At 61.9% G+C, this 24,004-nt stretch carries 21 protein-coding genes; 10 read left to right on the top strand and 11 right to left on the bottom strand.

Features of this window, described 5'->3' with window-relative positions:
• Positions 1-3: 3 nt before the first annotated feature.
• Positions 4-1,371, top strand: a complete 1,368-nt coding sequence (locus tag EK373_RS05760; protein ID WP_129641765.1) for an FGGY-family carbohydrate kinase — start codon at positions 4-6, stop codon at positions 1,369-1,371.
• Positions 1,372-1,375: 4 nt separating this feature from the next.
• Here the strand turns inward: EK373_RS05760 and EK373_RS05755 are convergent, their stop codons facing one another.
• A complete protein-coding gene (locus tag EK373_RS05755; RefSeq protein ID WP_129641764.1) occupies positions 1,376-2,560 on the bottom strand; it encodes a DUF748 domain-containing protein in 1,185 nt (394 codons plus the stop codon).
• Positions 2,561-2,739: 179 nt separating this feature from the next.
• On the opposite strand from EK373_RS05755, the gene EK373_RS05750 reads away from it, so the two are divergent.
• On the top strand, positions 2,740-3,762 hold the full coding sequence (locus EK373_RS05750; RefSeq protein WP_129641763.1) for a PstS family phosphate ABC transporter substrate-binding protein: 1,023 nt from the start codon (positions 2,740-2,742) through the stop codon (positions 3,760-3,762).
• Here EK373_RS05750 and EK373_RS05745 read toward each other — a convergent pair whose 3' ends face one another.
• The gene (locus tag EK373_RS05745) at positions 3,763-4,800 is read right to left on the bottom strand and encodes a hypothetical protein (protein WP_129641762.1); all 1,038 of its coding nucleotides are present in this window, start codon (positions 4,798-4,800) and stop codon (positions 3,763-3,765) included.
• Positions 4,801-4,962: 162 nt separating this feature from the next.
• Here EK373_RS05745 and EK373_RS05740 point away from each other — a divergent pair, with 162 nt between their 5' ends.
• Positions 4,963-7,845, top strand: coding sequence for a patatin-like phospholipase family protein (locus EK373_RS05740; RefSeq protein WP_198683092.1), 2,883 nt, complete (start codon positions 4,963-4,965; stop codon positions 7,843-7,845).
• 90 nt (positions 7,846-7,935) lie between these two features.
• Positions 7,936-9,114, top strand: a complete 1,179-nt coding sequence (locus EK373_RS05735; RefSeq protein ID WP_157994236.1) for a DUF711 family protein — start codon at positions 7,936-7,938, stop codon at positions 9,112-9,114.
• On the opposite strand, the gene EK373_RS05730 is transcribed toward EK373_RS05735, so the two are convergent.
• Positions 9,083-9,721: a hypothetical protein gene (locus EK373_RS05730; RefSeq protein WP_129641760.1), complete on the bottom strand. Its 639-nt coding sequence runs from the start codon at positions 9,719-9,721 to the stop codon at positions 9,083-9,085. The genes EK373_RS05735 and EK373_RS05730 overlap by 32 nt on opposite strands.
• A 218-nt stretch (positions 9,722-9,939) precedes the next feature.
• Here EK373_RS05730 and EK373_RS05725 point away from each other — a divergent pair, with 218 nt between their 5' ends.
• A complete protein-coding gene (locus EK373_RS05725) occupies positions 9,940-10,554 on the top strand; it encodes a hypothetical protein (protein WP_129641759.1) in 615 nt (204 codons plus the stop codon).
• On the opposite strand, the gene EK373_RS05720 is transcribed toward EK373_RS05725, so the two are convergent.
• The 3 genes from EK373_RS05720 to EK373_RS05710 all read right to left on the bottom strand — a co-directional run bounded on the left by EK373_RS05720 (position 10,551) and on the right by EK373_RS05710 (position 15,957).
• On the bottom strand, positions 10,551-13,106 hold the full coding sequence (locus tag EK373_RS05720; protein ID WP_129641758.1) for a GAF domain-containing hybrid sensor histidine kinase/response regulator: 2,556 nt from the start codon (positions 13,104-13,106) through the stop codon (positions 10,551-10,553). The genes EK373_RS05725 and EK373_RS05720 overlap by 4 nt on opposite strands.
• A 155-nt stretch (positions 13,107-13,261) precedes the next feature.
• Positions 13,262-14,554, bottom strand: a complete 1,293-nt coding sequence (locus tag EK373_RS05715) for a serine hydrolase domain-containing protein (protein WP_198683091.1) — start codon at positions 14,552-14,554, stop codon at positions 13,262-13,264.
• Between the two features lie 11 nt (positions 14,555-14,565).
• Entirely contained in the window at positions 14,566-15,957 is a 1,392-nt protein-coding gene (locus EK373_RS05710; RefSeq protein ID WP_129641757.1) for a GntP family permease, read from the bottom strand.
• A gap of 123 nt (positions 15,958-16,080) precedes the next feature.
• Here EK373_RS05710 and EK373_RS05705 point away from each other — a divergent pair, with 123 nt between their 5' ends.
• The gene (locus EK373_RS05705; RefSeq protein ID WP_157994234.1) at positions 16,081-17,352 is read left to right on the top strand and encodes a metal-dependent hydrolase; all 1,272 of its coding nucleotides are present in this window, start codon (positions 16,081-16,083) and stop codon (positions 17,350-17,352) included.
• Here EK373_RS05705 and EK373_RS05700 read toward each other — a convergent pair.
• Positions 17,346-17,735, bottom strand: coding sequence for a hypothetical protein (locus tag EK373_RS05700; RefSeq protein ID WP_129641755.1), 390 nt, complete (start codon positions 17,733-17,735; stop codon positions 17,346-17,348). The genes EK373_RS05705 and EK373_RS05700 overlap by 7 nt on opposite strands.
• A 220-nt stretch (positions 17,736-17,955) precedes the next feature.
• Here EK373_RS05700 and EK373_RS05695 point away from each other — a divergent pair, with 220 nt between their 5' ends.
• Positions 17,956-18,426, top strand: a complete 471-nt coding sequence (locus tag EK373_RS05695; protein ID WP_157994233.1) for a c-type cytochrome — start codon at positions 17,956-17,958, stop codon at positions 18,424-18,426.
• An 84-nt stretch (positions 18,427-18,510) separates the two neighbouring features.
• Positions 18,511-18,819, top strand: coding sequence for an antibiotic biosynthesis monooxygenase family protein (locus tag EK373_RS05690; RefSeq protein WP_157994232.1), 309 nt, complete (start codon positions 18,511-18,513; stop codon positions 18,817-18,819).
• Positions 18,820-18,829: 10 nt separating this feature from the next.
• Here the strand turns inward: EK373_RS05690 and EK373_RS05685 are convergent, their stop codons facing one another.
• Positions 18,830-19,459: an FMN-binding negative transcriptional regulator gene (locus EK373_RS05685; RefSeq protein WP_129641752.1), complete on the bottom strand. Its 630-nt coding sequence runs from the start codon at positions 19,457-19,459 to the stop codon at positions 18,830-18,832.
• Positions 19,460-19,469: 10 nt separating this feature from the next.
• Entirely contained in the window at positions 19,470-21,044 is a 1,575-nt protein-coding gene (locus EK373_RS05680; RefSeq protein ID WP_129641751.1) for a winged helix-turn-helix domain-containing tetratricopeptide repeat protein, read from the bottom strand.
• Between the two features lie 146 nt (positions 21,045-21,190).
• Here EK373_RS05680 and EK373_RS05675 point away from each other — a divergent pair, with 146 nt between their 5' ends.
• Positions 21,191-21,415 carry a tautomerase family protein gene (locus tag EK373_RS05675; RefSeq protein ID WP_129641750.1) on the top strand — a complete coding sequence of 75 codons (225 nt, stop codon included), beginning with the start codon at positions 21,191-21,193 and terminating at the stop codon, positions 21,413-21,415.
• 50 nt (positions 21,416-21,465) lie between these two features.
• On the opposite strand, the gene EK373_RS05670 is transcribed toward EK373_RS05675, so the two are convergent.
• On the bottom strand, positions 21,466-21,723 hold the full coding sequence (locus EK373_RS05670) for a hypothetical protein (protein ID WP_129641749.1): 258 nt from the start codon (positions 21,721-21,723) through the stop codon (positions 21,466-21,468).
• A 190-nt stretch (positions 21,724-21,913) separates the two neighbouring features.
• Between EK373_RS05670 and EK373_RS05665 the strand changes: the two genes are divergently transcribed.
• Complete coding sequence (locus tag EK373_RS05665) at positions 21,914-22,774, top strand: alpha/beta fold hydrolase (protein WP_129641748.1); 861 nt, start codon at positions 21,914-21,916, stop codon at positions 22,772-22,774.
• A gap of 9 nt (positions 22,775-22,783) precedes the next feature.
• On the opposite strand, the gene EK373_RS05660 is transcribed toward EK373_RS05665, so the two are convergent.
• Positions 22,784-23,983 carry an alpha/beta hydrolase-fold protein gene (locus EK373_RS05660; RefSeq protein WP_129641747.1) on the bottom strand — a complete coding sequence of 400 codons (1,200 nt, stop codon included), beginning with the start codon at positions 23,981-23,983 and terminating at the stop codon, positions 22,784-22,786.
• Positions 23,984-24,004 lie beyond the last annotated feature (21 nt).

Genomic DNA, 24,004 nt, shown 5'->3' with positions numbered 1-24,004 from the left:
CCCATGACGCATTCGTTGATCGCACTGATCGATATCGGCAAGACCAACGCCAAGGTCTCCGTCATCGATCCGGAGACCGGCGCCGAGATTCGCGGCAGCCGGCGGGCCAATGCTGTCGTTCAAGGTCCCGCGATGCGCGAGCTGGACGTGGACGCGATCAGTCAATGGTTGCTGGATGCATTGCGCGACGCGCCTCATCGAGACCGTATTCGCACCATCGTTCCGGTCGCGCATGGGGCCGCAGCGGTCCTGATCGATCGCGACCATCGTGTGATCGCCGCGCCCGATTATGAAGATACTTGTTTCGAACGAGTGAACGCCGAGTATCGCCGGCGGCGCGACGCTTACCAAAGCACATACTCGCCGGACCTGCCGCTCGGGCTGAACCTCGGCCGTCAGCTGTTCTTCCTGCAAGAAGCTCAGCCGCAGCTCTTCTCCCGAGTTGCGTTCGCGCTGTTGTATCCGCAGTTCTGGGCATGGCGATTGAGCGGCGTAATGGCGAGCGAAGTCACGTCGCTGGGTTGCCACTCCGATCTTTGGCTACCGCGCGAGCAGAGTTTCTCGAAGCTCGCGCAGGCCCGAGGCTGGGACAAGCTGTTTCCACAGAGGACGCTCGCGAGCGACGTGCTTGGGTCGATCTCAGCGGAAATCGCAGCCGCGACCGGCCTGGATCCGCAATGTCAGGTCACCAGCGGCATTCACGACTCGAACGCGTCGTATCTGAAGTTTCTGATTGCACGAGATCGCGATCAACCGTTCACCGTCATCTCCAGCGGCACCTGGAGCGTCGTCATGGCGAACCGCGCGGATCTCACACGGCTTCGCGAAGACAAAGACATGCTCGCAAGCGTCGATGCATTCGGATCGCCCGTGGCAACGGCGAGATTCATGGGTGGTCGCGAGTACGAGGCGACCGCGGGAACGGATGCCCGTCCAAATATGCCGGCGCTGCTCAATGTGATCGAGCGGCAGGCGATGGCCCTGCCGGCGTTTGCGAGTGGCGGACCCTTTGCCGGGCGCGTCGGACGGGTGGTCAATGCCGATTCGTTGTCGGGCTCGGAGCGAGCCAGCCTCGCCACGTTGTATGTCGCGCTGATGTGCGAGTTGCTGATCGAAATGTTGGGCGCCGACGGCGCCGTATTGATCGATGGCCCGCTCGCTACCAATCCGTTATTCGGCTCGATTCTCGGTGCGTTACTGCCTGGACGGTCAGTCGAGTCGAGCTTCGGCGACGGCGGCAACACACGTGCTGCTTGTTATCTGGCGGGCTTCCATGACGCGCCACCCCCGCCGATGACACCGGCAGCGGCTGCAACTCTCAGGTCATTGCCGCCCTACCGGGAGGCCTGGCGGAAATTGGTCCTGAGCTGAGGACTCAGGTGTTGCGCTTGGGGCCGAAGTCCGGCTCCTCACTGCGTTTCTTGTCGCTGGCCTTGTCGTCCTTCTTGTCGCTCTTCTTCTCGCCTTCGGCCGCCGGCTCGCCGACATCTTTCAGATTCTCCCGGACCGCGCGGACCGAGATGCTGCCTTCGAGCGAGCGCGCAAAGGCGCCGACGAAGGCGTTGTGCAGCACGCTGACGATAGTTTCGAGAATGCTCGTCTTGGGATTGTCGATCGTTCCCGTGAACGGAATGCGCGCGGCGACCTGCTCCTTGTCGTCGTTCTCCAGCACATTTGCGGCGAAATCCACCAGACCTTCCCAGATGCGCTTCAGCACATTCTCTTCCGGCTCTTCGCTGCTGTAGATGTTGACGTTCTCGAGGATCGGCTTGGCGTAGCCTTTGAACTTGCCGTCGGCGGCGGCGAGCTCCAGATACAGTTCGAAGTCGCCGGCCTCGGCATCGGCCTTGATGTACTGACGCAGCCACGGATTCACTTGCGGCAGCTTCACGTTGCGCAACTGCAAGTTCACATCGAACGTTGGCTTGTCTTCGAGTGGATTGACGCTGCCGCTGACCTTGGCGGAGCCGCCGTCGAGCACCTGAGCGTCGGCGCGGAAATCAGCGAATGTTTCCTTGTCCTTCTCGACCACGTTGGTGAGGTTGGAGACTTCGGCCTCCAGCCGGGTCGCTTTGATCGCATCCCGGGTACTGATGCCCGGAGCGGTGAACGTCACCGTGCCGTCGTGAATCCGCACCGTGTTGAACTTGAACGGAAACAGCTGTTCGAACCGATCCGTCCAGTTCACGCCTTTGCCGGTCTGCGATTGCTGTTCGTTCTCGGCCTGCACGAAGTTCAGCTTGGGACCGAAGAATTCGCCTTCGGACACCAGCGAGCCACGCAACAGGCTGCGCCACTCGACCGAGAAATCGATGCGATCGCTGCTGAAGAAGGGCACGGGCTGGCCCGAGCCGGTCTTCACGATCTCGATGTTGTTGATGCGGTACGCCCCGCGGATCAGTGAGAGGTCCACGTCTTCGATGTGGCCGTCATAGTCTTCGAGCGCCTGCAGCTGCTCGTTGACACGGTCGCGAATGAGGGTCGGCAGTGCTGCACGGATCGCCACGCCTACGATCAGGATGATCGCGATGGCCAATAACCATTTGTCACGACGTCTCATACCCGTCCGCGGCCACCGACCCCGCGTCGGGCATTGCCGCGCTCCTGTAACTTCTTCGCGGCCGGCGAATGCCGGCTCGTTCTGGGACGCAACGCTTGCCCCAACGGCTCGGTTTCGCAGGTGACGAGACTTTGCTGCCCCTTTGCCGCAAAATTGCAGTTTTACTGACGAGGTCCTGCATGAACGCTCGGCGTTTGACGATTCTGGCGCTCGCCGCTCAGCTCACGATGGTGTTGGTCGGCTGTGGCAAGCAGAATGGGGCTCCCACCGGCCGGGACGCGCCGGTCATCCGCATCGACGGCTCGAGCACCGTGTTTCCGATCGCCGAGGCGGTTGCCGAAGAATTCCAGATCGAGCAGCGCGGCGCGGTACGCGCAACCGTTGGCCTGTCCGGCACCGGCGGCGGCTTCAAGAAACTGTGTCGCGGCGACGTCGACATCTCCAACGCATCGCGCCCCATCCTCAAAGAGGAAATGGAGATGTGCCGCGCCGCCGGCATCAACTTCATCGAGCTGCCCGTGGCGTTCGACGCCATCACCGTCGTGGTCAATCCCAAGAACGATTGGGTGAAGTCGCTCACCGTCGCGGACCTGAAGAAGATGTGGGAGCCGGCGGCGCAAGGCCAGATCACGCGTTGGAACCAGGTGCGCCCGGAGTGGCCCGATGCGCCGCTGATGCTGTTCGGTCCGGGCGCGGATTCGGGGACGTTCGATTACTTCACCGAAGCGGTGACCGGCAAGGCTAAATCCAGCCGAGGCGATTACACCGCGAGCGAAGACGACAACGTGCTGGTGCAAGGCGTCGAGAACAACAAGAACGCGCTTGGTTACTTCGGATTCGCTTATTACATCGGTCACAAGGATCGGATGCGCGCAGTGCAAATCGAGAAGGAAGATGGCACGCAAGTTCTGCCGAGCAATGCGGCTGTAATCGACGGAAGCTACCAGCCGCTGTCGCGTCCGCTGTTCATTTATGTGAGCGACAAGTCCGCGCAGCGCCCCGAAGTGCGCAAGTTCATCGAGTACTACCTGACCGAAGGGCCGGCGCTCGCTGCCGACGTGGGCTTCGTGGCGCTTCCCGAACAGGCGGCGCAGACGGCGCTTCAGCATTTCAAGGACAACCGCCTGGGTACGGTGTTTGGCGGCGTGCCGGAAGTGGGCGTCACCATCGATGAGTTGCTGAAGCGTGAGGCGACGCTGTGATCATTTACCTCCGCTGCTAGCAGGCGCATTCGCCTGCAGCTTTCTCTTCTCGTCTTCACGCGCCCCGGCAAGGATGCCGGGCAGCGCGTAATTGCCTTCGTGGCAGGCGTATTCGTAGATGGGCTCGTCGGTCGCGTAGAACGGATACTCGGCCGTCCACGGCTCCAGGAACGCCACCGGGTCCTCCAGCGTCACGCGATAGTTGATCTTGTCCGGGCCGACGCGCGTGAAGCGCTCGGTGATCTTCATCTTCGGCGTCGAGCCGCGGAACGATTCCTTGTCGGTGAAGTTGGTGGTCTCGACCACCAGCGTGTCGCCTTCCCAGCGCCCGACCGAATCGCCCATCCATTTCTGCACGCCGCTCGGCTTTGCACTCAAACGGATGATGCGCACGTCGTGGACCATCTCCACCAGGATCATGATCGTGTCCCGGCTCTGCACGATCTGATAATGGTTGTTGTACAGGACAGGCAGCATCGGCGGCCCTGAGCTCGAGCCGAACGCCAACAGACAACGCTCCGCGAGCGGCCGCGCCTCGGGACCGTCGAAATTGGTGCGCATCGTCGTGAAGCGCTCGCTCAGCATCTTTTGCCGTTCCGTCGTGAGCGGAATGCGCCCGTTCTTGGGCTCGACGATCAGCGAGCTGCGACGCTCGCCATTGACCTCCACCACGCTCTGGCCGCGATCGATCCAGAAATTGTTATAGCCGCAGTCGGCGCCGGTGAATCCCAGCCCGCAGCTGTGCGGGAGATCCTGCGTGCGAGTATTGGGATCGGTGGGCGCATCCGCCTCGTCGTTGAATTGCTGGTTCTGGGACTCGATGGTCCTGGCCTCATCGGCGCTGATGACCAGCCGCTCCCCGAATTCCTTGGGTCGTTCCAGCGGCGTGATGGTCGCGTTGGTCCAGATCCCTTGCAGGTCCGGCTGACCGTCGGCGGTGCGAGGCAGCTTCCATGCATCGGCCGCGTGGGTCGGGGCTGCTGCCCACAGGGCGAATATCAGAACCGCGCTGAGCCGTCGTCGAGTACCGTCGCTCATGACTTCTTCCCCTTCTCTTTCCAATCAGGGCCGTCGTCTTACCGCGCTCGCATAAAATAGATCTGCGTCGCGCATCGATGCAAATGCGGAACGCAAAGAATAATCTGCGTGCTACAGTCTGCAGAGCAGATCAAAACAAACATACAAGCGAAGGAATCCGCTATGACCGAGCCCGTCCCCAATGGCAACCGCGCTACCTTCAACGAAGTGTTGTGGCGCGAGCTGCAAGCGTTGCGCCCGGAGTACTGCGCATCGAAATCGTTTGAACCGGCAAAATTCACGAGCGGGCGCCCGGACGACGCCGGCACCGATGCGCAGTATCAGGACAACCTGCGCGAGTTGTTTCAAATGATCGGCACGCTCGATGCGGATACCGACAGCAGCAAAGCACAACCGCCGTTGTCCGCGCTGTGCTTGTCGGGCGGCGGCATTCGCAGCGCCACGTTCAACCTGGGAGTATTGCAGTCCCTGGCCAGGAACAAGCTGCTGCCGGAGTTCGACTATCTCTCCAGCGTCTCCGGCGGCGGTTATATCGCCAGCTGGCTGCAGGCCTGGATCCACCGGCAACAGCAGCAAGCAGACACGGCCAAGGAAGTGTTTCAGGACCTCGGCGGCCGCTCCGAGCAACCGGTCAACCCGCTCGCGCCCGAACCGAAGCCCGTCGATCATTTGCGCCAGTTCAGCAACTACTTGACGCCGCGCCTCGGTCTTTTCTCCGCCGACACCTGGACCGCCGCAGCCATCTTCGTCCGCAATCTGCTGCTGAACTGGCTGGTCATCCTGCCGCTGCTGGCCGCGCTCGTCGTGATTCCTCAAGGCGTGTACCTGCTCGTGCAGAGCACGGTCAGCCCGGAGTGGGGACGGACTCTGATGTACGCCTCGGTGCTCGTGGAATTGCTGGCGAGCTTTTCTATTTATTACCACCGCCGCTTCGTGCGGGATCCCGATACACCATCGCAGCGCTATTCGTTGCTCTGCGTGTTTCCAGTGATCGCCGCGGTATCGTTGCTGTCGTTCACCGGACTGGGCTATGCAAACGGTCCAGCCGTCGGGCTCGACGCGCCGTTCTGGTCGGCGGGCAACTCTCCCCTACTGATGTTCTCGGTGCTCTGGTGCACGGTGATCCCGCTAGTGGGCTGGCTGATCGTCGAGCTGCTGTATCGGCTGCGTCACAAGATTCCGTCCGAGTGCGTACACACCGGCAAGTTCGAGTTCGGCGCGCTGCTGCTTTCCGGGCTGGCGGTTTCATTGTTGTTTGCATGGGCCGTGCGGAGCCTGCTGCTGCCGTTCTACAACCACCCCGGCTTGTACGTGATGCTGACGTTGCCGGTGCTGCTCGGTTTGTATCTGCTGGCGCGGACGCTGTTCGTCGGCCTGGCGAGCATGAGCGAAACATTCGTGACCGGCGCCAAGGCGGCGCTGGTCAACGATGGCGATCGCGAATGGTGGGCAAGGCTGTCGGGCTGGATCCTGGCGATTGCGCTGGGCTGGATCGTCGTCACCGCGCTGTGTTTGTTCGGTCAGTATCTGTTCGACAAGATCGCCGATTCCATGAAGCCGCTGGTGGCTGCTGCCGGCGGCCTTTCCGGCATCGCTGCGGCGTTGCTGGGCAGCCGGGACAAGACGGCGACCACGACCGCGACCCAACCTTCGATCATGCAACGAGTCGGACTGGCGGTTGCAGCGCCGATCTTCGTGGTCTGCGTCGTGCTGGTCATTTCGTGGGCCACCGCGACGCTGGGCGGCTGGGTCATCGACAGCTTGCACGTCGCCGACGAGCGCCTGTTCACCGATCCGATGCTGCGTCAGTCGGGATTGCAGCACACCGACATCGATTGGTTCTGGACGCTACCCGGCGTGCTGTTGGGTGCGGCGCTGATCATGGGGCTGATCGTCAACGTGAATCGCTTTTCGTTGCACGGCTTCTATCGCAATCGGCTGGTGCGCGCGTACATGGGCGCGTCTCACACGGATCGCAAGCCCGATCCGTTCACCGGCTTCGATACCTCGGACAACCTGCGCATGCACAAGCTGCGTCCGACCAAAGGGGCGCAGCGCTTGTTGCCTCTGATCAATGTCACGTTGAACGTGCTTCGCGACGGCAACCTTGCGTGGCAGGAGCGCAAGGCCGAGTCGTTCTCGATCACGCCGTACTTCTGCGGCAACTTTCACGAAGGCTATCGCGCGTCTGAAATGTACGGCGGACAGGGCGGCATTTCGTTGGGCACGGCGGTGACGATCTCGGGCGCCGCGGCCAATCCGCACATGGGCTATTGCTCGTCGCCGGCGCTGGCGTTCGTGATGTCGTTGTTCAACGTTCGGCTGGGCGCCTGGCTGGGCAACACCAACGCGCAAGGCGAGAAGGCGTATCACTTGCCCGGCCCGCGCCAGGCGTTGTCGCCGATGCTCGGCGAGTTGTTCGGTTACACCACGCCGGACTTCAAGTACGTGAACTTGTCCGATGGCGGCCACTTCGACAATCTCGGCCTGTATGAAGTGGTGCTGCGTCGCTGCCGTTACATCATGGTCTGCGACGCCGGCTGCGATCCGGATGCGAAGCTCGGCGACCTGGGCAATGCCATTCGCAAGATCCGCATCGACTTCGGCATCCCGATCAAGTTCGAGAAAGAGATCGAGATCTATCCGAACAGCGCCGCCAAGCAGGGCCTGTACTGCGCAACCGCTCGTATCGACTACGATGCCGTCGACCAGGGCACGCCGCCGGGCCGACTGTTGTACATCAAGCCCACCTTGCGCGGACGAGGCGAGCATCCGGTGCCCTATGACGTGTACAGTTACGCCCGGACGGCGGACTCGTTCCCGCATGAGCCCACCAGCGATCAGTGGTTCAGCGAGTCGCAGTTCGAGAGCTATCGAGCGCTGGGCTTCCATTCGCTGGAGCAGATCCTGCGGGGCATGCCGCCCCAGGACTTCGCCGATTTCTTCGCGCGAGTCGCGAACTACATGAGCCCGCACCGGAAGCGTCGGGCCTTCAAGGAACGCGAGGCACTGCCGCTGTCTCGCACGTTATTGGACGACGAGTGAGGTCGATGGCAGCCGCTCATGCCGTCACGGCGCGACATTTTCTGGTGGTTGGGAGCGGCAGGTTTCTGTTGGTCGAATGTGAGTGATTCTGTGGCAGCGTCAACGTCGAATCCGGTGCGAGTACGAACCATCACTGCAGGTGTCGAGCTGAGTGCGGCACTCGAGCTCGAGCGTGTTGAAGCAGCAGTCGCTTTTCTCACGCGCGCGAAGCGAGCGTTCGAAAGTGCCGGCTATGAAGTTCAAACCGCTCGCGTGGCGGTGAACCCCGTCATCGCATCACTCACGCCGGCTGCACGGGACAAGGCGCTGGATCGGTTGCGGCGGATCGATGAGCTGGTCGCATCAGAGGGTGCGATCTTCAATATCGGCCCCATCCTCACCGAGGACCGTTTGGACGACAGCCTGGTGGAATGGTCGCAAGCGTTGGTGAAGGCCACGCGGTCCATCAGCTTTTCGACCACGATTGCCACGCCGGGGGGCGGCGTGTTGCCAAACGTCGCCGCGACTACTGCGAAGATCATGATTGCTCTGGCGAACGCACTTCCCGATGGCATGGCGAACTTCCGCTTCGCCGCCGCCGCGAACATTCCTGCGGGCACGCCGTTCTTCCCCGTGGCGTGGCATCAAGGTTCGGAGTCGTTCGCGATTGGCCTGGAAGGGGCGTCGGTCGTCGAGCGAGCGTTCGCCTCGATGCGCACCGGCGAGGACGCCACCGAGAAGCTACGGAGCGCGCTGAATGAAGTGCTTACGCCGGTGGAAAAACTCGCGCATGAGATCGAGCTGCGTGAACGCCGTCAGTATCTCGGCATCGACACGTCACCCGCGCCTGCGAAAGATCGCAGTATCGCCGCCGCTATCGAGGCGCTCACTCGCACGCCTTTCGGCAGCGCCGGCACGCTCGAAGCTTGTTCCATCATTACGGCGGCGTTGAAGTCGGTGTCGGTCCGCACTTGCGGCTACTCCGGCCTCATGCTGCCCGTTCTCGAAGATCCCCTGCTCGCTCAGCGCGCCGGTGAGAATCGCTACAGCATTCGCGATGTGCTGCTGTATTCGAGTGTGTGCGGCACCGGCCTGGACGTCGTGCCTATCCCCGGCAACACTTCCCCCGACAGCATCAATGGCCTGCTCCGCGATGTCGCGTCGCTCGCGACGCGCCTACGCAAGCCGCTCTCTGCACGCCTATTCCTCGTCCCCGGCAAGAAGGCCGGCGACATGGCTCGCTTCGACGATCCAGTGCTCACCGATTCGGTCGTAATGAAGCTGGACTAAGCCGCGCTCGCGCGCGCGACACACGGGCGGCGATGCGCAGGCCGAGAATGAATATGACCAGTGCTCCAGCCGGTATGTACGCCGGAATGGACACCGCGCGAGCCAGATAACTGTTCGCGAAGATCAACCAGATGTAGTACGAGCCGACGGTGTGAAGCAGCGACCACGCGCGGCGACTGATGAGTCGGGCGGTGCTGTCGAACGAGGTCGCCGCCATCAGCCCGATGAACACATAGGCGAGGCCGCCAAAGATCCATGTGATCGCATTTGTTCCTGCGGCCAGCTCGGCCGGCGCGATCTGACCCAGCGCCAAGATGGCGAGCAGATGAACAAAATGTGAGAGCGCAAACGAGACGCCGAGGTAACGGCGATTGCGCAGCTGCCAGCGAGTCCAGACGTTCGGCCAGAAATAACAAACCGCCGACGCAGTGAATGCGAGCGAGAATAAAGCAAACGAGCTGCGCGCAGTCGCCCGAATGATGCCGCGAACCCCCTCGACCGGGGCACCCGCCATCATCGCTTCCATGGTCACGACCAGTGTCAGCGCAACTGCCACGGCGCCGACAATGGACCAGCCTTCCCAGGCATCCTTGGACCTTCTGTCCATATCCCGCTCCCCTTATCTCGGACTCACGCCCGATTGCTGCGGCGAGCCATCATACTCGTTTCACCGGCAGGTGCGCGCTGTTGGCCGGCAGTCCATGGCGCGCCAGCCGGTGCCCGCCATACAGTTGCGTCCCTGCAAAGCAGCCGGACTAACATTCGCGGTCTCGATGTGACGTTGGAGGAGCGATGCGGACCTTTTTTGTCATACATGGGTCCTTTGTGAAGCGCTGGAGCTACACGCTCGCGGCGCTGCTCGCCATTGTTCCGGCCTCGGTCATGGCCGACTCGCCCCAGGAAGAAGTCACCGCAGTCTGGAAAGCCCAGCAGGTGAACTTCGAATATCGCGGCTACAGCACGATGTACTCGTGCCGGAGCCTCGAAGACAAGCTGGAAATCATCCTGCGAACTGTCGGCGCGCGCGAGAACGTGAGCTTGCAGAGTTATATCTGCGACGAGCAGCTGGGCATCGCCCGCTTTCAGATATCGATGCAATCGCCCGTGATCGCCTCCGAAGAGAACATCCGCGAGCTCACCACCCACGACTCGAAGGACGAGCTGGTCGCTCGCGTGAATGGCGCGCAACTCCCCGGCGCCGCAGATCTGGAACGCTTTCCCGCCGTGTGGAAGAAGGTGTCGTTCGCTCGCGATCGCGACATGCGCTTGGAGCGCGGCGACTGCGAGCTCGTCGAGCAACTGCGCCGTCAGATCCTGCCGCGCATGTCCGTGCAGGTCGTGAAGGACAACATTCGCTGCTCGTCGGCCTTTGGAAACATTGGATCGCCGCGCCTGATCGTTTCGGCGCTGGTGCCGGCCAAGGACCCGCTGAAGCGCTAACCCTCGATCATGTCGCGGATTCGCTCCGCCAACGTCTCCAGCGCGAATGGCTTGGTTATCATCTGCATGCCCGGCGCCAGCAGATCGTTGCTGACCGCCGCATTGTGCGCATAGCCGGTGATGAACAGCACTTTCAGATCCGGACGATGCGCACAGGCGGCATCGGCGAGCTGGCGACCGTTGAAGCCGGGCAGCCCCACATCCGAAATCAGCAAGTCGATGCGCACGTCCGACAGCGCAATCGCCAGCCCGCTCGGCCCGTCGACCGCCTGCAACGATCGATAACCCAGCTCGGCCAGCAGGTCGACGACCAGATCGCGCACCACCTGCTCGTCCTCGACGACCAGCACCACTTCTTCACGACCTGCCGGCAGCAGCGTGACCGGCGCAGGATCCGGCTCTTGTGACAACTCGTGGTCGCCGTGATATGCGGGTAGATACAGTTTCACCGTGGTGCCCCTGGCGACTTCCGACTGAATCTTCGCGTAGCCGCCCGATTGCCGGGTGAATCCATAGATCATGGACAACCCGAGCCCGGTCCCTTGACCGATGGGCTTGGTGGTAAAGAAAGGATCGAACGCGCGGCTCATCACTTCCGGCGACATGCCCACACCGTTGTCGCACACGGCGATGGCGATGTAGTCGCCCGGCATCACATCGCGGAGCTTCGCCTCGTGCGCATCCTCGAGATGCTCGTTGGATGTCTGGATGATGAGCTTGCCGCCTTGAGGCATGGCGTCGCGAGCGTTGATGGTCAGGTTCAGCAGCGCGCTTTCCAACTGATTCTGGTCGCAGCGCGTGAGCCAGAGATTCTGCTGCTCGACCAACTCCAGAGCGATCGCCTCGCCGAGCGTCCGGCGCAGCAGCTCCTCCATGCCGAAGATCAATCGATTCGCGTGCACGGGACGCGGATCGAGAGCCTGCCGTCGAGAAAACGCCAGCAGGCGATGCGTGAGCGCGGCCGCTCGATTCGCAGCGGTCATCGCCGCCGAGACATAAGCGTTCACGTCGATCTGTTGGCCGCGCGCGAGCTTCCTTTGCATCATGTCGAGCGAGCCGATGATGCCCGTCAGCAGATTGTTGAAGTCGTGCGCGATGCCGCCGGTGAGCTGGCCGACCGCTTCCATCTTCTGCGACTGACGCAGCGATTCTTCCGCTTCGGTCAAGCGCTGCTGGTCTCGCAATCGCTCGGTAACGTCCTGCGCATACTGAAAGGCCCCGATCACGCGCCCGAACGGGTCACGCAATGAGGTGTATGTAATCTCGAAGTGCCGATCCGGATCTCTATCGCTGGTCGCCGCCGGCTCGATCAGCGTGAATTCCTCGCCAGCCAATGCGCGGCTCCAGCGGCTGCCCGACAGGGCAAGCTGCTCGCGCTGAGCCTTCATCAATTCCAGCAGGCTCTCACCAACCTTCGGTCGCACGCCAAGGCGATGCTCGAAGCGATCGGCGTACGCTTTGTTCATGGCCAGGAAACGATAGTCGTTGCCGACTGCGGCAACCAAGGCGGTCACTGAGTCCAGCAACTCACCCCACAGCTTGCGTTGTGCAACTGCATCCTCGACCCGCTGTTCCAGCGTCGCGTTGAGTTGCCGAAGGGCATTCTCGGCACGCGCTCGTTCAACCGCTTCCCACGTGCGCTCGGCGGTCTCTCGGGCCAATCCGACTTCAGCGTCGGTCCAACGACGCGGCTCGGCTTGATGCACATACAAAGCACCGACCAATCGTCCGTCCTTGATCAGCGGCACGGTGATCCCGGAGCGCGCGCCGATGGCGCGATAGACATCAGCCCCGTTCGCATCCTTGGTCAATGGATCGTTCAAGCCGTCCTCGAGCCGCACGGTGTGACCGGCTTGCAGCTCTCGAACCAGGCTCATCCCGAAATCGGTGAGTCGATGCTCTCCGGCAAGACTGGCCATGCCCGGCGCCGTCCAATCGCACACGACGAGCGCGCTCTTGCCCGAAGGTTCGATCTCGCCGTAACCGACGCGCCCGGCCCCGAGTTGCCGGCCGACCATTTCCGCCGCGGTCAGCATGATTTCGGAAGCGTCGCTCAGGCTGCGCAGCTTGTCGCTCAACGCCAGCTGAAATGCCAGCTGCCGTTCGGCCCGCACCTTCTTGGTGGTCTCCATGCACAGGACCATGACGCCACCGACATGGCTCGCGGCGTCGGCGTCATCGATGGGGCTGAAGCTGTAGGTCCAGTAGATTTCCTCGCGCTGACCGAAACGGGGGATCATCACGAGGTGGTCTTCGGCCCAGCTCGCCCCGGCGCCCGACATCACACGCTCGATCTGCGGTCCCATGACGGACCACGTTTCAGACCACACTTCGCGCAACGGCGCACCGAGCATCGCCGGATGACGCTCCGGCCCGAGCGAGCCGCGGTAGGCGTCGTTGTAGAAGCAAACGAGCTTCGGTCCCCAGAAAACACAGGCCGGATGATGCGTGGTGAGCAGGATTCTCAGCGCGGTCCGCAACGACTGCGGCCATTGTTCAGGCGAGCCTAGGGGAGTGCGCTCCCATTCGAACGCGCGGATGAGCTCTCCCATCTCGCCGCCCCCGCTCAAAAAGTCGGCAGATCCTTCCACACGAATGACAGGCGAGGTGCTCACGCCCGAAGGTTGCCGCCTTCATGCGTGCTGGTCAACGCACAACCAGCGCGGTTTTCCGTGACTTAAAACATCTGTTGTAAACAGGCAGAATGTTACAGCAAGGCCTGATATACGAGATTGCGCAACAACGATCGGTAATGAGTGCGCAGTTGAATGTCCGATGCTTGCAGCATCATGACGACAACCAGTTTTTCCTGCGGATCGACCCAGAAGTAGGGACCGGTGGCGCCGCCCCAGTAATAATCCCCGATCGAGCCGGGCACCATGCTTCGCCCCGCTTCCTTACGCACGCCGACCCCGAGTCCATAGCCTTGTCCGTATTGAGGCAGCGGCGCGGTCAATCCCAGCTCCAGAGTGAATGCACCATAGCTGGCATCAGGCGGAAGATGATTGCTGGTCATGAGCTCGACGCTCTTTCGTGACAGCAATCTGACACCCTCCAGCTCGCCGCCATTCAACAGCATCTGGCAAAAGCGGGCGTAGTCCTCGGCAGTCGACAACAATCCGCCACCGCCGGAGAACCATTTCGGCGGCTTCGCCGGGTTGTATCCAATGATCAGCGGTGGCGCGCCGGGCGCCGATTGCGCCTGGGCCAATCGCGCCGTTTGCTCGGAGTCCAACAGGAATGTGGTGTCGCGCATACCGAGCGGCCTGGCGATGCGCTCGACGATGAATCGATTCAAATCCAGGCCGCTGCGCACTTCGACGATCCGGCCGATCACGTCATTCGACATGCCGTACTCGAACGCTGCGCCCGGCTGAAACGCCAGCGGCAGTTGCGCCAGCTTGTCGATCATCTGAGCATTGGTTTGCTGGTCATCCATCGTGCCGGCCGCGCGATAGGCCCGCTGCACCAACGAGTCGCCGAATATTCCGTAAGTCATGCCCGAGGTATGACGCATGAGATCCTGGACTGTCACTTCACGACGCGCCGGCTCGAGCGCCAGACGACGCTCGCCGCTGCCTTCCTGGACCTCGACGCCCACTTGCAGGCTCTTGAGTTGCGGCAGATAGACGGACGCCGGATCCATCAGCTGCAGCTTGCCTTCCTCCGCCAGCATCAGCGCAGCGACGATGGTGATCGGCTTGGTCATCGAAGCGATGCGAAAGATCGAGTCGGCACGCATCGTGCTATTCGCCGCCCGATCCTGGAAGCCGAAGCTCTCGGCATACGCAACCTTGCCATGGCGCATGACCATCACGACCGCGCCGGGGATCTTGCCGCTCTGTACGTCGGCATTAAAAGCATCGCTCAGGCGTTGCAGTCGTTGCGACGAGAGCCCGACGGCTTCGGGCTTGGCAGCTTTGGGCAGCGGCGCCGCGAAGACCGGCCCGCCCGCGAATGTCAAAGTCGCCGCCAGCAACCCACCCATATATTTCTTCATGCTTGGTAAGCTCAAACGATGCCCGTGGCGTAATACACGCCGATGACAAAGAACACTGCCAGCGTCTTCACGCAGGTGATGGCGAAGATGTCTTTGTAGGATTGCCGATGCGTGAGACCGGTGACGGCGAGCAAGGTGATCACGGCGCCGTTGTGAGGCAGCGTATCCATGCCGCCGCTGGCCATCGCCGCCACTCGGTGCAACACCTCAGGAGGAATGTTGGCCGCCTGCGCCGCCGACATGAAATGTTCGGACATCGCGGCAAGCGCGATGCTGAGCCCACCCGATGCGGAGCCGGTGATGCCGGCGAGAGTGGTCACCGTGATTGCTTCGTTCACCAGCGGATCCGGAATCGACATCAACGCATTGCGAATGATGAGGAAGCCTGGCAGCGCCGCGATGACTGCGCCGAAGCCATACTCGGAGGCCGTATTCATCGACGCCAGCAATGCGCCACCGACCGCAGACTTCGTGCCTTCGGCAAACTTCGTGACGACCGCTCGGAAAGCAAACAACAGCACCGTCACGATGCCCAACAGCAACGCGCCCATCACGGCCCAGATCGCGACGACGCTCGACAACTGCGTGACCAACGGCTGCGCAAGCCCTTCGAGATGAGTTTCGATCGTCGCTTCGGAAAGCCGTGGGATGAGCCGCGTGAGGAACAAATTGGCAATGCCGACTACCAGCAACGGCAGAATGGCGATGAGCGGATGCGCGGAACTACCCGCCGTCAATTGCTCCGGCTCGTTGCTGTGACCGGCGCCGTAACCCTCACCACTAAGCAGCGCTTGCCGTCGTCGCCACTCCAGATACAACAAGCCGCAGGTCAGAATGAAGACGCCGCCGATCGTGCCTAGCAGGGGCGCAGCCCAGGTGGTCGTGCCGAAGAAAGTCGTTGGGATAATGTTCTGGATCTGCGGCGTGCCGGGCAGCGAGTCCATCGTGAACGTGAATGCGCCCAACGCGATCGTGCCCGGGATCAGGCGCTTCGGAATATCGCCGCGACGAAACATCTCGGCGGCGAAGGGATAGACCGCGAACACCACGACGAACAGCGAGACGCCGCCGTACGTCAGCAGCGCGCACACCAGCACGATGGAAAGAATCGCGCGCTCCTGGCCGACCAGGCGAATCACGGCAGCGGCGATGGACTGCGAGAAGCCCGACAACTCGATCAACTTCCCGAACACCGCGCCCAGCAGGAACACCGGGAAATAAAGCTTCAGGAACCCGACCATCCGTTCCATGAACAGGCCGGTGAACACCGCCGGCACGGCCGAGGGATCGGTCAGCAGCACCGCCAGCAAAGCGGCCAGCGGCGCGAACAAAATCACGCTGTAGCCGCGATACGCGGCCAGCATGAGCAATACCAACGCAAGCAGGACGATGGCGAAAGTCATTGCGCCCCTCACGGCGCAATCGCTATCGCGGTCGCGCGCCCCCTGTCATGGCCATTGCTGGCCGGATCGGAATTAATTCATCAGATGATGATTTTCGATCAGCTTGCCTTGCCGGGGCGGCGCGTGTCAACCGCCCGGCGCTATCAGTACACTGGCCGGATGGATAACGTTACTCACACCATCATCGGCACGCTGGTCGGTGAAGTTGCGGCCCGAGTCGCGCCGAGCGGGAAGAGCACGCTGCCGTCGACCACCCGCCGTAACCTGTGTGTCACGCTGGCGGCGATCGGCAGCAATCTGCCCGATGCCGATCTGCTGTATTCGTTTTTCGGCGGCAAGCTGAACTACCTGCTGCACCATCGCGGCCACACGCACACGATTCTGATCGCGCTGCTGCTCGGGGCGGCGGCTCTCGCGATCACGCGCTGGTGGTTGCGACGGCGGGGTCTGCAACCTTCATCGCAGGACTACGCCCTGCTAGCCGCGGTGTTGTTATTTACACCGCTGCTCCACATCGCGATGGACTTCACCAACAACTACGGCGTCCATCCGTTCTGGCCGGTGGACAATCGTTGGTTCTATGGCGATGCGGTGTTCATCATCGAGCCGTTGTTCTGGGCGGCTTGCGCACCGCTGGCCTTCATCTTCAAGACGCACATCGCGCGCTTCGCGGTGCTGCTGCTGATGGTGGCTGCGATTGCACTGTGCTTTTTGACCGGCATGGTGCCGCGGCCATTGGCTGCGGCTTATTCATTGTTGGTCGCAGGAATGCTGCTGATCGGCCAACGCGCGTCGGCCAATGTCGCGCTCGCCGCCAGCGTCGTCGTCTGGCTCGGATCGACTGCGATGTTCGCTATAACCGCGCAGGCCGCCAGATCGCGAATCGATGCAATCGCCGCTCAACAGTTCCCGGACAGCACGCTTGTCGATCGCATCGTCACTCCCATGCCCGTCAATCCGGCGTGTTGGGAAGTCATGATGCTGCAAAAGGAGTCCGACACGGTGGTCGTGCGACGAGCGATGCTGGCCATGGCGCCCGGCTTGCTGACGGCCGACCGATGCCTCAGCCGCAGCCTCGATATCGAAATCACCGCACCGCTCGTGCCAGTACCGAAGCAAAGCACCGAGCAGTTGAAGTGGTACGGCCAGATCAGCACACCTCTTGCACGATTGACGCATGTCGCGCAAAAAAATTGCGAAGCGGCCGCCGCGTTCCGCTTCATTCGCATGCCGTGGCTCGCGAACGTCAAAGAAGGCCTGGTGCTCGGCGACCTGCGTTACGACCGCGAGCCCGAGCTGGGCTTCGCGGAGCTCGTCATCGCCGATCCACCGAACTGCCCGCGCTTCGTGCCCAACTGGGTCGAGCCGAGGCGCGACCTGTTACGGGGCTACTGACGCTTGGCCGTGAACGTGCCTTCGCCAAACTGTCCGAATACCGCCTTGCCCTTCATGGTGTCGCCTTCCACCGTGCCGGTGTAGTCGAGCTTCAGGTCGGTGCCCTGGACATTGATGGTGAAGTCGAACGCCACTGCGGCGCCAGTCACCGTGCCCTGGTAATCGACGCTGCCTGCCTGACCGGTGATCGTGCCCGCTAGCGCGGAGCCGGTCTGACGCACGGTCATTTGCGCATCCTGCGCGCCCATCTGGCTCTCGGTGGTCAGCACCCAATTGCCAGTCAGGTCCGCACCCTTCGGCGCGGACGGCTGGCTCGGAGTGGTGGAGCAGGCGCTTACCACAATGGCCGCGACCGCGATAATCCATGCTCGTGTTTTGTTCATTGGTTCTCCCTGATGGTGTACGAAGCATAGCCCAGGGCGCGCGGCCCACGAATGTCATTCGGTAACAACTCGGTCAAGTCGCGTGAAACTTTGTCAGCCCGCTCCGACGCGAGCCTGCATGACAGAAAAGTCAGCAAACTGTCAGCCAAAGATGGCTAAGCTGTGCCCCCCAAAATGTTCCTGTTGTTCTGTCCCCAGCCATAACTGCCAGGTGTCATCCATGAATCGAGTGCTTCGTACTGCCGTGTTCGCGACCTTGCTGGCCCCCGCGCTGGCGATGGTGGCCCAGGCCTCCGAGCCGGCCAATGTCAAAGAGCTGCAGAAGGCCCGCCACGATCATTACCACGAGCTCGGCGATTCCTTCAAAGTGATCCGCGACCAGATCAAGAACGACAAGCCTGACCTCGCTGCGATCAAGACCGCCGCGAAGGTGGTGAACGACGCCGCCGCCACGCAGGAGAAGTGGTTCCCGGCAGGCTCCGGCCCGGAAGCCGGCAAGACGCAGGCCAAGGCGGAAATCTGGAGCAAGCCGGCCGAGTTCAAGACCGCGATGAAGAACTTCGCCGACGCCGCTCCGAAGTTGCAGACTGCCGCGAACAGCGGTGACGTTGGCGCGATCAAGAGCGCGTTCGCCGACACCGGCAAGACCTGCAAGGGCTGCCACGAAACGTTCCGCGCCGAAGAGCACTGATCGCTCCGACCGCTCGTAATCAAAAGCGCCCGGATGAGCTACGCTCGCCGGGCGTTTTTTTTCGCCCCGAATAATGGAGGTCTCATGATCATTCGTGAATGGCGCGGCCGCGCCGCTCGATCGCAGACTGCCGAATACCCCACTCACTTTCGAACGAACGTCGTGCCGGAGCTGCGCAACATCCCGGGATTTCTCGGCGCGACGCTGAGCAAACGCGAGGACAGCGAGCGGGTCGAGTTCGTGGTTCTTACGCGCTGGAAATCGATGGAAGCCGTGCGCGCCTTTGCGGGCGCAGATCCTGATCGAGCGGTCGTAGAGCCTGGAGCCGTTGCCGCGTTGAGCGACTACGATCACACCGTGCGGCACTACGAAGTAATAGAGAGCGTCGAGTAGATCGCGGGACTCATTTGTCGAGGGCTTGCTTCATCGCCAACGCAAGATCCTGACGCCCTCTTTCCTCCAAAGCACTCACCGCGCCCTCGAAGTCGCGAGTGTCGCGGTTCTGGCTGAGCTTGCGCTTGCCCTCAACGCGCGTCAGTTCGACCTCAATGCCGACGATCTGACGCAAGTTCTCGCTGATGTAATCTTCAGGCGCATCGCTCATCTTCCAAGGCTGCGGCTCACTCGCCTCGTGCGCACGGGTTAGCCGCGCCACCACACCTCGAACGAATTTCTCATCGTCGCGTACATGAATGCGACCGTGAGCATGCACGACCTCATAATTCCACGTTGGCACGTGTCGATGCGTTTCCTGCTTGCTCGGATACCAATTGGGCGAGATGTAGCCTTGCGTCCCGCGGAACACCACCAACACCTCCGCGCCATCCGTGACTTCCTGCCACACCGGATTGGCACGCGCCACATGAGCCAAGAGAAAGCCAGAGACACCTCGCTCCTCATCCAGAAGAAAAGGCAGGTGGTTGGCCTCCAGGCCGCTGGCTGTATGGGTTACCAACATTCCAAGGGGATGCTCGCGGACGAGGCGAAACAGCTCGGCACGCCGAGACTCGGCAAATTTCACTGGCAGATACATGTCGAGAAGCTTACCTGAATCCCAACTGCACCAAGGCCCGATCCATCTTCGTCCTCATGGCCTCCGACCTCATCGGAAACGATCTGAAGAAGACCTCGCGCGTGAGTGAATCGTTGCGCTGACGTACGTTGTCCGCCCAGAAGCTGGCGCGACCGGCGTCACCCGCGAGCGTGTGAGCTGCGGCAGCGATGACTCCGATCAATACATGTGCGCCCGGCGAGCGAGCGCCCCGCTCCGCCCAGTGGGCAGCTTGTTGGTCTTCGTTCGAGGCCAGGTGAGTGAGTGCGCGTGTTGCGAGCATCGCATAGTGCAGCGGATCGAGCGGACTCAAGCGCATCGCCAGATCGACGTGCTCGCGACCTTCGATTGCCTTGCCTGCCAGCGCCTCGGTCCAGGCGCGAGCATATATCCCTTGCGCATAGTGTGGACTGATGTCCGTCGCGCGCTCGAGCCAGCTCAGGCTGGTTTCGAGATCGCCTTCCAGCCAGTAGGTGCGACCCATGGTGAAGTTGACGAATGGATCGAATGGATCGAGCTCCAGGCCACGCTCCGCGAAACGACGTCCCTGATGGATCGCGCCGGCGATGTCATCCGTGTAGTGCATGAACGCACTCTGGAAGTGCACGAACGACAGGCCCGCGTTCGCGCGAGCAAACGTCGGATCCAACGTCACTGCCCGTTGAAACAGACTCATCGCCGCGCTGTTGTCGACACGATTGAATCGATACAAATGCTGCAGGCCCAGATGATATGCAGACCACGCATCGAGATTCTCCACCGCGGCGAGACGGGCGAGCGACGCTTCGTGCAGCGGGATTCGGATCTCGAGCGCCATGAGCACTTGAGATCGAATCTGCTCGCGCATCGAGTGCACATCGTCGATCCGTCCGGAGAAACGATCGGCCCAGACCACGGCGCCGTCGTTGGTATCTACCAGGTCGACCAGGATCACGAGCCGATCGCCCGAGACCTCGACGGTGCCCGACAAGCAGTAGCGCACGCCAAGCAATCGCCCGATTTCGCCGAAGTCGGCCTCTGGCGCACGCAGACGAAAAGAGGATCCACGCGCGGTGACGAGCAGCCAGCGCAGTCGCGACAGATCAGTGATCAGCTCATCAGGCAGCGCGCTCGCCAGCGCCGCATACCGTTCATCGCCAGCGACGTAACGAAACGGCAGGACGGCGAGCGATGGGCGGGATATCCGGTCGAGGCGATGGACCATGTCCACCAGGCCGGCATCGGCTCTGCTTGATTCGGCCGCCGACGTCGCCGGCCGCAGGACGCGAGCCTTCGCTACGAATCGGTAGCCGTTGCCGTGCAGGGTCCTGATGAATTGCTGAGACTTGCCATCATCGCCGAGCGCCTGGCGAGCGGTCTTCACCCGGCTCGCGACGGCCGCGTCCGAGACCACACGCCCGTCCCAGACCTTCTCGATGATCTCGTCCTTGGAAACCACGCGCTCGCCGTTCTCCACCAGCAGCGCGAGTAGCGCAAAAACCTGCGGTTCGAGGTCCACGAGCTTGCCGTCCATGCGCAGCTCGACGGTTGCCAGATCCAGCTCGTAGCGGCCGAACGCGTAGATCATATGGCCGCTAGGATAAGGCCAGCCCGCGAGAATCCCAACAATCTCCAGGATTTCTCCAGGCCGTCTGCAAGCTTGTGCAGCGGCGCCGTGACACGATTTCTCCACTGGAGCCGGAATCGTCCGCGCCAGCCAATCAGGAGATGACCATGCCGCTCGTCACTATCGATGTAATCAAAGACGTCTTCACGCCGACCCAGAAAAAGGAGCTCATCGCGAAAGTGACCGAAGCGATGATTGCGGTGGAAGGCGAGAACATGCGCCCCGTGACCTGGGTTCGCATCAACGAGTTCGAAGGAGGCGACTGGGCGATCGGCGGCAAGGCGCTGAAGGCCTCCGACGTTCACGCGCTCGCAGCAGGCAAGGCCGCTTAGCCTTCGTCCGGATCCGCGTCTCGATGGCGCGGATCCGGTCCACTCGATGGCTACTTTGCTTCGAAAACAAACCGCAGCGTGTCGGTGACTGCCCTGGCCGGCTCGGTCATGTGCCCCTCGTCTTCATATCGTAGCAAGCGGCTGCGCAGGCCATAGCCGGAGAGTTGCTCCATCCGTTTCGCGAACTGTGCTTCCACGTACGGATCGTCGTCGATATCACGGCCGCCCGCGACCACCAACAGGCGACTGATTTTCCCCACCTGGCCGCTGTTGAGCCGAGCGGCGAACTCGCGCTCCTCGCTGAGCACACCCTGCTCGTTCCACTATCGATGGGCTCGCAGCGACGATCGAGTGGAACGATTGCGGGCGCGTATACAGCGCGTGAAGGCCGAGCAGCCCACGCAGCGAGTGGCCGAGCGTAGCGCCGAAGATTCGTAGGCCGGAACGCTTGGCCGGCAGCCGCGTTAACGAATGATCGTCGAATGATGGAGCTCGGACATGGACCCAGGAACCCGGCACCGAATTCGTCTGTCCGGCGGCACGGAGTTGTCCTTCATCAGGGCCGGGGATGCCGCAAAGCCCGCCGTGTTACTTCTGCACGGATTTCCAACTTCTGCCCGATCGTTTCGAGACGTGGTGCCCAAGCTATCTCGGGCCGCGTATGTGATCGCGCCGGATCTTCCAGGCTCGGGTGATTCAGACGTCCTGCCGGCGGTCTCGTTCACCGCCTTCGGTGCAGCGATCCTGGAGTTGCTGGACCAGCTCGCGATCGGCCCGCGGTACATCTACTTGCACGACTTCGGCGCGCCAGTGGGATTTCACATTGCCATGCAGGCGCCAGAACAAGTACTCGGCCTCATCATCCAGAACGCCAACGCGCATCGCACAGGCTTCGGGCCGCAGTGGGCCGGGACAATGGCCTACTGGTCGCAGCCAAGCGCGGAAAACGAAAAGGCAGCTACCGCGCATCTCACATTCGAAGGCACGCGCGATCAGTACATCGCCAATGTGCCGTCGGATGTCGCTGCGCGCGTCTCGTCCAAAGGCTGGGAGGAAGATTGGCGAGTGATGTGTCTACCGGGCCGGATGGAGACGCAGCGAGCGCTCATCAAGGACTATGGGAACTATGCCGCCCGCTTCGATGCCATCGCCGAATATCTCGCACGCTGGCAACCGCCTGCGCTGATGCTCTGGGGCAGGCACGACGCCTTCTTCGACATTGCCGAGACGCTCTCATGGATACAGGCGCTGCCGAGAATGGAAGCTCACATTTTCGACGGCGGTCATTTGCTGCTCGAGACGCACTCAGCCGCGGCTGCGTCATTGATGCTCGACTTCATCACCCGCACCGACCAGTGATAGCGGTAATCACCGAAACAGTCGTGGCGCCAGATCGTTCAGGCTGCGACGCCAGGTCTGCCATTCGTGAGACGTACCGTCAGATTCGAAGTACACCAGCTTCACGCCGGCTGACTGCAGCGACTCCACAGCCCCGCCGATACTGCCGAGGAACATATCCGGCTCAGCGCTGCCTACACCGATCCAGAGCAGTCGGACTCGTTTGTTGAATGCCGCGGGATCTGCAAACATGCCGTCGTAGGCGATCTTGGTATCGAAGGATCCCGCAAAATCGATCTGCGTCCGCTCGCCCATCCTGTCGTTGCGAATCATCGGCCCGCTGAGCGACGCGATGTACGCGAACTCGTCGAGATGATGAGACGCAATGAAAAGCGTCTGCATGCCACCCATCGATAAGCCGGCCATCGCTCGATGCTCGCGGTCAGGAATCGTTCGATACGAGGCATCGATCGTCGGGATCAGATCATCGATGATGACCTTCTCGAACGCGCTGAAGGCCACTTGCATGTTCTGTTGCCTGATGTCGGGTGTATTCGGCGTCGTGTAGCCGCGCTCCATCACCACGATCATCGGCTTCGCCTTGCCGGCAGCGATCAAGTTGTCGAGAATGAACTGCGCGCGACCCTGCCGCGTCCAGCCGGTCTCATTCTCGCCCGCGCCATGCTGGAGGAACAGCACGGGGTAACGAACCTTGGTGTCCTTATCGTAGTCGGGTGGCGTGTAGACGAGCGCACGCCGCCACGCGCCGGTGGTCTTCGAGAAATACGTTTTCTCGCGCACCTCGCCGTGTGGAACGTCCTTGATGGAATAGAAATCGCCCGCGGGGTCCGGCACATCCAAGCCACTGGTCGGCTTGCCATATCCGAAGAATGTTTCACTCGCAGGATCGTTGACCTGAACGCGGTCGAGGAGGAACCAGTAGTAATGGAAACCGGGCACGGCCGGTGGAGTGGTCACGCTCCACACGCCATCGGCATCCTTGGTCATGGAGAACGGACCAGCACCCAATCCGTCACCGCCAGCAACGGCGACACTACGCGCCTCCGGCGCCCTGAACGTGAACGTGATCTTGCGGTCGGGGTGAATCACAGGTGCCTGCGCGGCGGGCGGATTGGGCGCAGGCCGCGATTGTTCCGCGCCATACGTAAACGTTGCGAGCAATGCTTGCGCAATCAGGAGGAACGTTGCGCCAATGGATAAACGTTTCATGGCGGACTCGATCGCGTGGTT

This window comes from Peristeroidobacter agariperforans, assembly GCF_004138335.1.
Taxonomy (GTDB): domain Bacteria; phylum Pseudomonadota; class Gammaproteobacteria; order Steroidobacterales; family Steroidobacteraceae; genus Steroidobacter; species Steroidobacter agariperforans.
The sequence above is the reverse complement of the archived record's forward strand: the minus strand, read 5'-3'. Positions and strand labels throughout refer to the sequence as shown.